The 7,837-nt window shown below is 63.2% G+C and carries 6 protein-coding genes and 1 pseudogene; 4 read left to right on the top strand and 3 right to left on the bottom strand.

Going from position 1 to position 7,837, the window contains the following annotated elements:
• Positions 1-557 (bottom strand): annotated as a pseudogene (locus EOA29_RS18310) (TIGR01459 family HAD-type hydrolase); the annotation flags it as partial.
• 295 nt (positions 558-852) lie between these two features.
• On the opposite strand from EOA29_RS18310, the gene EOA29_RS18305 reads away from it, so the two are divergent.
• Together EOA29_RS18305 and EOA29_RS18300 are read left to right on the top strand one after the other, a co-directional pair.
• The gene (locus EOA29_RS18305) at positions 853-2,757 is read left to right on the top strand and encodes a pilus assembly protein (RefSeq protein WP_126094422.1); all 1,905 of its coding nucleotides are present in this window, start codon (positions 853-855) and stop codon (positions 2,755-2,757) included.
• 23 nt (positions 2,758-2,780) lie between these two features.
• A complete protein-coding gene (locus EOA29_RS18300; protein ID WP_126094423.1) occupies positions 2,781-4,754 on the top strand; it encodes a pilus assembly protein in 1,974 nt (657 codons plus the stop codon).
• 56 nt (positions 4,755-4,810) lie between these two features.
• Here the strand turns inward: EOA29_RS18300 and EOA29_RS18295 are convergent, their stop codons facing one another.
• A complete protein-coding gene (locus EOA29_RS18295; RefSeq protein WP_245464703.1) occupies positions 4,811-5,599 on the bottom strand; it encodes an SDR family oxidoreductase in 789 nt (262 codons plus the stop codon).
• Between the two features lie 189 nt (positions 5,600-5,788).
• Between EOA29_RS18295 and EOA29_RS18290 the strand changes: the two genes are divergently transcribed.
• Positions 5,789-6,421, top strand: a complete 633-nt coding sequence (locus EOA29_RS18290) for a LysE family translocator (protein ID WP_126094425.1) — start codon at positions 5,789-5,791, stop codon at positions 6,419-6,421.
• Between the two features lie 28 nt (positions 6,422-6,449).
• Here EOA29_RS18290 and EOA29_RS18285 read toward each other — a convergent pair whose 3' ends face one another.
• Positions 6,450-7,274 carry a DUF2189 domain-containing protein gene (locus EOA29_RS18285; RefSeq protein WP_127221244.1) on the bottom strand — a complete coding sequence of 275 codons (825 nt, stop codon included), beginning with the start codon at positions 7,272-7,274 and terminating at the stop codon, positions 6,450-6,452.
• 167 nt (positions 7,275-7,441) lie between these two features.
• On the opposite strand from EOA29_RS18285, the gene EOA29_RS18280 reads away from it, so the two are divergent.
• A partial coding sequence (locus EOA29_RS18280) for a CAP domain-containing protein (protein WP_127221245.1) occupies positions 7,442-7,837 on the top strand: 396 nt, incomplete at its 3' end.

Below are 7,837 nucleotides of genomic sequence, written 5' to 3'. Positions count from 1 at the left end.
CCGATATTCTGGTCGAGCGCGCCGGCGCACCAGATGGTGCGCTCGCCGCGCTCGACCAGAATATCGGGGTTGGCGCAGATGAACGGCAGGTTGCGCGCGCGCAGCCGCCGCAGCAGCTCCGCATAGTCGGCGGGCTTCTCCACCTCGTCGTCATAGAGCCCGGTGCAGACGACACCGGATGCTTCGAATTCCTCGACGAGCTCGACACCGAGACCGTCATAGAGGGTGAAGTCGCGCTCGGGGCCGATGTGGAAGATCTTCCTCGGACCCTCGGCGATCAGGTCACGCGTGACGTCGCCGGAGGTGACGACGCGGTCATAGGCGCCGGCCGGAACGCCGATCACGTTCATCTGCGCGACGACATCGGCGCTGCGGCGCGGCGAATTGGTGATCAGCACCACCGGCACTTTGGCCGCGCGCGCCCGGGCCAGCGCTTCGGCGGCAATGGGAAAGTGCCATTCGCCATTGTGCACCACGCCCCACACGTCGCACAGAATGGCGGCGTAGTCTCCCGTCAGGTCGGCGAGCGAAGCGATGATGTCGGGCGAATCCGCCATGCCGTTTCCTGATCTGATCCCTGATTAACCGTGACAGCCATTCCTTTGGTCCGGAGGCCGTCACCGCCGGTCCCGCATAACCGAAGCGCTTCATCCTGTCATCAGCTTTCGCCGTCGCCGGCAGGCGAGCCCCGATATCGCCCGTTCGGAAGCGCAGGGTTAATGGACCGTCAAAAAGGCGGTGCCTTCTTGATGTTTTCGCGCAAGGTGAAGTTTAAAGATTTGTGACCATGGTTGCAGCTCAAATACGACCATGGTCGTACATCGATATGGGTCTTTAGCGGGGGCTAACGCAATGATCCGCGAATTTCTACGCGACAGGCGGGGCAATTATGCCCTGATGACGGTTATCACGATGGTGCCGCTGATGGGCGGCGTGGCGCTTGCAGTCGACTACACGGAGTTGGTCCGGGAGCGGCAGGAGACGCTCAACGCGCTGGACGCCGCCGGCATCGCCACGGCGCAGCAGATCGTCGGTGGGGCGACCGACGATCAGGCCAAGGCCTACGCCAAGCAGTTCTTCGAGGCCAATCTCAGGCATGTCCTTCCGGCCAACACGACGCTGACGGTGACCCTGCCCAACAACAATGCCGGCGGCGGCACGCTGGTCATGCTGGCAGCCCTGAAATACGAGCCTTATTTCCTGCCAGTGGCGGCCATGCTGCTGGGCGGCAAGGCGGGCGACACCACCGTCAATTTCTCGGCAAAGTCGGAGATCCGGCTCAAGAACACGCTGGAAGTCTCGCTGGTGCTCGACAATTCCGGCTCGATGGCCGAACTCGGCCATGGTTCCAACCAGGTGCGGTTCGATTTGCTGAAGGGCGCCGCCAAGCAGCTTGTCGACCAGTTGGCCGGCCAGGCGCAATTGATGAAGCAGGTCAGCAAGCCGGTTCAGTTCAGCCTCGTCCCGTTCGCCGCCTCGGTCAATGTCGGCCCGGCGAATGAATATGCAAGCTGGATGGATCCCAAGGGGATTTCGCCCATCCATCATGAGAATTTCGACTGGACGACGATGAGCCAGACGGCGTCGCCCTGGGGATCGACCAAATATGCGGAGAAGGTCGGCGACGCTTGGTACGCACGCGGAACCGGCTGGGACGCGACCCAAAAGGACCGGGAACTGACGCGCACGTCGCTCTACAAGCAGATGCAGCGCGTGGCAACAACGACGTCCACGACCACATGCACCGGCACGGGCTGGAATAGGGTTTGCACGACCACGACATCACCAGCAACCTATGCCAGCATCGCGAGTTGGGGCGGTTGCGTTGAATCGCGGCCATATCCCTATAATATCCAGGACACCGCCGCTTCCACGGCGACCCCTGCGACATTGTTCGTGCCGATGTTCGCTCCAGACGAAACCGACAACAACGATGGCTCTTGGCGCCCCGCCTACAGCAATTGGCATGTCGATATGTCGACAGGCACGGACGCGGAACGGCAACGCTACATGCCGAAATATTTCAGTCCAGGTACCGGAGTCACCCTTGCCTACGGGATGGACGCAGGACCGAATACAAGTTGCACCACCACTGCGATTACGCCGCTGACCGATGTCTCCACCACGGCCGGCGCGAGCGCGGTCAAGACGGCCATCGATGCCATGGTCGATGTCGGCGCCACGAACGTGCCGGAAGGCATGGCCTGGGGCTGGCGGACCCTTTCCAGCACCGCACCTTTCACCGATGGCCGGTCCGAAAGCGAGAGGGGCAACGACAAGGTCGTCATCGTGCTCACCGACGGCGCGAACACTTACTACACGCCAAACTCATTGGGAGCCAACGACCTAGCCGGCGCCAAATCCACCTACTCGGCCCTGGGTTATGTGAAGCCGTACAACACTACCTACTCCTATGGCCGCCCGTTCCTCGGCACCAGCAGCAGCGTCAGCAAGACCGATTATTCGAACGCCAACTACACGAAGGCGATGAGCGAGCATTTCGCCACGCTTTGCGACAATGCCAAGGCGGCTGGAATCATCGTCATGACCATCGCGCTCGACCTCGATGCCGGCAATACGACCGAGGCCGCGCAGATGAGCGCGTTGAAGACCTGCTCGTCCGATTCGCGCTTCCGCCAGGATCCGAACGATCCGAGCAAGCCGGCGAAGCTGTTCTGGAACTCGACCGGCGCCACGCTGTCGGACGACTTCAAGGCGATCGGCAACGAATTGTCGAACCTGCGCATCGTCAGCTGATCCGAAAGGGGGCAACTACCAAGATGCGCGAATTCTGGCGTCGATTTTGCCGTGACCGGCGCGGCAATTATGCCCTGGTGACAGCGATCGCCATGGTGCCCCTGATGGGCGCCGTGGCGCTGGCCGTCGACTTCAGCGAACTCAACCGCCAGAAGCAGATGGTGCTGAACGCACTCGACGCCGCCAACTTCGCCGCGGCGCGGCGACTTGCCGAGGGCGCGACGGACGACCAGATCAAGGCCTATGCGGTCGACTTCTTCAATGCCAACCTCAACAACATCGATCCCGCGAACGTATCGCTCGATGTCACGCTGCCCAGCAACCAGGCCGGCGGCGGCTTGCTGACCATGAGCGCGACACTCAATTACCACCCCTATTTCTATCCGGCGTCGGCACTGCTCGTCGGCGTGAGCGAAGCCGACGCGAACAAGCCGGTCAAGCTCGACATGAATTCCCAGGTGCGGCTGAAGAACACGCTGGAAGTGGCGATGGTGCTCGACAATTCGGGCTCGATGTCGACGGCAGGCACCGGCACCGGGCAGAAGCGCATCGACCTGCTCAAGCAGGCCGCCAAGCAGCTCGTCGACACGCTGGCGCAGCAGGCGGCGCAGATCAAGCAGATCGACAAGCCCGTCCAGTTCAGCCTCGTGCCTTTCGCCGCCTCGGTCAATGTCGGACCGCGGAACGACAACGCCCCGTGGATGGATACTTACGGCCTGTCACCGATAGCCAACGAGAATTTCGACTGGTCGACGCTGAGCGCGTCCGACAAACACGCCGAGAAGATCAACGGCATCTGGTACAAGAAAGGCACCGGCTGGGGCGCGGAGGAAGGCCAGATCCTGACCCGCTTCGAGCTCTACCGCGACATGAAGGTCGTCACCAGCCACGAACGTATCGCCGGCAGCAAGCGCGTCGTCTGCGACGAATACCGCGACAACCACACCTGCAAGCGCAGCCATGACGAATACGACTATGTCGACACTTACGGCCCGTTCGCCAGTTGGCAGGGATGCGTCGAGGTGCGGCCCTATCCTTACAATGTCGACGACACGCCGGCTTCGGGCAGCCCCAACAACACCGGCACCGGCGAAGGCGACCCCGCCACCATGTTCGTGCCGATGTTCGCGCCGGACGAGCCCGGCAACCACTGGTATGTGACCCAGGACCCTGACGAGCCGAAGCCGGTGACCTACGGCGCCGCCAACAGCTGGTGGAACGACGAGCCGTCGAGCACCACCGGCAAGACCAGGCAATCCAATATGGCCAAGTATTTCCAGCCGCGGCCGATGAATGCGCCGGTGCTGAGCAAGGGCGCCGGTCCCAACTACAGTTGCACCACGACCCCGATCACGCCGCTCACCGACGTCACCAATGCGGACGGGCTCGCCGCTATCAAGGCGGCGATCGACCTGATGGTTCCCAACGGCAACACCAACGTTCCGGAAGGCATGGCCTGGGGCTGGCGCACCGTCTCCAGCGCGGAGCCCTTCACGGAAGGGAGGCTGGAGACCGAACGCGGCAACGACAAGGTCGTCATCGTGCTCACCGACGGCGAGAACACCTATTCGACGGTGAGTTCCGACCCGGCCGGAAACAAGTCGACCTACGCCGCCTACGGCTATACCGGCGTCGGCTATAACGGCACCTCGGTCACCCGCCTGTTCGGCGGCACGTCGAGCGACATCGGTCAGTTCAACTACACGTCGGGCAACTATACCGCCGCGATGAACGAGCAGATGGCCAAGCTGTGCGACAACGCCAAGGCGGGCAACATCATGGTGATGACGGTGGCCCTCGACATGTCCTCGACCGATGCCGACGACAAGAAGGCGATGGATGCGCTCAAGGCCTGCTCGTCCGACTCCCGCTTCCGCAAGGATCCGGCCGACCCCAGCAAGCCGGCCAAGCTGCTCTGGAACGCGACCGGGGCGACGCTGTCGGACAACTTCAAGGAGATCGCGAACGAACTGTCGAATTTGCGGGTTGTGGGGTAAGGCCGGAAATCAGAAACGGGCGTCGAACGTCAGCGTCCAGGCTCTGAAAGCATGCTTCACGATGCAGGCAATGTCGCTGAAGGGCCCGTCTTTGAGGCCAGCAACTGGCCACCGTCGACCGCGATCGTTTGCCCCGTAATCCAACTTCCCATTTCGCTCGCCAGGAACAGAGCAACTTTCGCGATCTCCTCCGGCGTGCCAAATCGCCCCCAAGGTATGCTGTCGAGCGTGCGCTGATACAGTTGGGGATCGGACGCCTTGCGGTTATCCCACACGCCGCCTGGAAATTCGATCGAACCGGGCGCGATGCCGTTTACCCGGATGCGTTTTGGCGCAAGCGCCAACCCCTGGCCCATTGTGTAGTTGACGAGCGCCGCCTTGATCGCAGCGTAAGGCAAAGTGCGCGGCACCGCCCTGAAACCGGAAATCGACGAGATGTTGATGATGACGCCACCCCCCGCTTTTTCCATGAACGGGATGGCTGCCTGGGTGGTGCGCACCGTCGCCATCAGGTCGACGTCGATGCTGGCTCGCCAGCCGCTCTCGTCATCCCTCATGCCGATGCCCGACGCGTTGTTGACCAGAATGTCGATACCATCGAGCGCGCTAACGGCTCCCGCCACAAAGCTCGCGGGCGCAGATGCCTCTGCGAGGTCGCATGGCATTGCGAAAATGGCCCCTCCATGCCGCTTCAGCTCGACCTCAGCCGCTTCGAGACCCGGCGCACCGCGGGCGCAGATCGCGACATCCGCGCCTTCCGCCGCAAATGCCAGAGCGATTGACCGGCCGATGCCGCGACTGGCACCCGTTACAACAACCTTTTTGCCCTTGAAGGAGATTTGCATTGCGTTGACCCGTGCAAAGCTGGCTCTCGAATTTCCAGGTGAATGGAAGTGTATTGGATTATCACCTCCTGGTCGAGAAACGGCCGGATTTGGCGGCATCGAGGCTGGCGCAACGGTCGGCGCCCTCGAAGCCCTTGCGCCATTCTGCGAGGCAGGGCACATCTCAGGCGCGCTTTCCAGGAGACGCCTGTGCCCGACGCCGCCAACCATTTGACTTTCGCGCTGATCTGCCTCGGCATGGTGCTGACGCCTGGGCCGAACATGATCTACCTGATCTCGCGCTCGCTATCGCAAGGGCCGAAGGCAGGGCTGATCTCGCTCGGCGGCGTGGCGCTGGGCTTCCTGTTCTATGTGCTGTCGGCCGCCTTGGGCATCACCGCGCTCATCTTCGCCGTGCCTTACGCCTATGACGCGCTGCGCATCGCCGGCGCGCTCTATCTGCTGTGGCTAGCCTGGCAGGCGCTGAGGCCCGGCGGGCGCTCGCCGTTCCAGGTGCGCGAGCTGCCGAAGGACAGGCCGCGCAAGCTGTTCGTCATGGGGCTGATGACCAACCTGCTCAACCCGAAAGTGGCGGTGCTCTATCTGTCGCTGCTGCCGCAGTTCATCAACCTGGCCAAGGGCCATGTGCTGTCGCAGCTTCTGGTGCTGGGCGTGACGCAGATCTCGATCAGCCTCACCGTCAACGCCATCATCGCGGTGACGGCCGGCTCGATCGCCACCTTCCTCGCCGGACGGCCGTTCTGGCTGGTCGTCCAGCGCTGGATGATGGGCACGGTGCTGACCGCGCTGGCGCTGAAAATGGCGACCGAGGCGCAAAGGTAGAGACGGCCTTAGCGGCCCCGGCGTAGACCTACATCGGCCGGCGGGCGGGCCGGATCTGCTCCGGCTCGATCACCTTGCGATAGAGATGCCAGGTCGCGTGGCCGAGGATCGGCATGACGACGGCAAGGCCGGCAAACAGCGGGATCGAGCCGATCACCAGAAGCACCGCGACCGTCAGGCCCCAGAGCGCCATCTGCAACGGGTTTAACATCACGGCACGCGCCGAGGTCTCGATCGCCGAGACGGCGCCGACATCGCGGTCGAGCAGCAGCGGGAAGGCGATGACGGTTGTGGCAAGCACCACGACCGCGAAGACGAAGCCTGCGGCGTTGCCGAGCAGGATCAGCGTCCAGCCCCTGCTGGTCGTCAGCACGTCGCGCAGGAAGGTGCCGACCGATGCCGGCGGCTCGGCGCCGAACAGGCTGGTGTAGATCGACTGCGCGGCGAACAACCACAGAAGGAAGAGCCCGAAGAGCAGGCCGCCGATCACGGCGATCGAGGGTAGCGCCGGCGAATGGCGCACGTCGAGCGCATGCTGCCAGTGCGAGTCCATGCCGAGCTCGCGCCGGCGGCTGATCTCATAGAGACCGATCGCCGCGAAGGGCCCGATCAGCGCGAAGCCCGACATCAGCGGATAGACGAGCTGGATGGCGTTTGAGCCCGACGACCACCGCGTCAGGATCAGTCCGACGACCGGATAGATCAGGCACAGGAACACGTAGTGCGAAGGCTTGGCCCAGAAATCCTCGGCGCCGAGCCGCAACGCATCCCATAGGTCCGACGTGGTGATGTGGCGCACCGTGGGCTGCACATGCATCCCTCGCGCGTCCGCCATGACATGAAAACCAGCCATAACCGTCCTCCGTATTTCGCGGGGGCGGTCACCGCCTGGGGTGGCCGCCCGTGGCTGCCACTTTCAAGAACGCGGCCATCATAGCCGATCTTCCGGGGGATGTCGCGCTTCACGCGATTTTCATCGTCTGCCCGGCAAAAGCCATGATCGCCGGTATCAGAGGCACGATGACCATCCCGACCACCATGTCCCTCAATCTCGACAGACGAACATTGCTCAAGGCCATCGGCCTTGCGGCCCTTGGCGGCGTCGCCGCCTGCAACAGCGTCACGGTGCCAACCGGCGAAGGCGCCGGCGTGTCGTCCTCCGCTACCACCACGTTGAGCACAATCCGCACATCGGCCGGACTGCCGACACTGACGCCGGACACACAGCTCGAGCAGGCCGCGCTCCAGCAGGCGGGCTACATGGCGTCGCGCGCCCGCATGAGCCACACCACCGGGTGGGGCAAGGATTTCGCCTCCCGCATGAAAGGCAACGGGGTGCACGGCGCCGCCGGCGAGAATATCGCCGAGGGCCGCTTCGACCAGCAGAAACTGTTCGACATCTGGATGCATTCGGAC

Source organism: Mesorhizobium sp. M1E.F.Ca.ET.063.01.1.1 (assembly GCF_003998155.1).
In the GTDB taxonomy this organism is placed as follows: Bacteria; Pseudomonadota; Alphaproteobacteria; order Rhizobiales; family Rhizobiaceae; genus Mesorhizobium.
This window is presented reverse-complemented; position numbering and strand designations above follow the sequence as displayed.

Coding starts and splice junctions, on each gene's coding strand:
- EOA29_RS18295 (WP_245464703.1), bottom strand. CDS start 5,599: ATGCAAATCTCCTTCAAGGGCAAAAAGGTTGTTGTAACGGGTGCCAGT.
- EOA29_RS18300 (WP_126094423.1), top strand. CDS start 2,781: ATGCGCGAATTCTGGCGTCGATTTTGCCGTGACCGGCGCGGCAATTAT.
- EOA29_RS18305 (WP_126094422.1), top strand. CDS start 853: ATGATCCGCGAATTTCTACGCGACAGGCGGGGCAATTATGCCCTGATG.
- EOA29_RS18285 (WP_127221244.1), bottom strand. CDS start 7,274: ATGGCTGGTTTTCATGTCATGGCGGACGCGCGAGGGATGCATGTGCAG.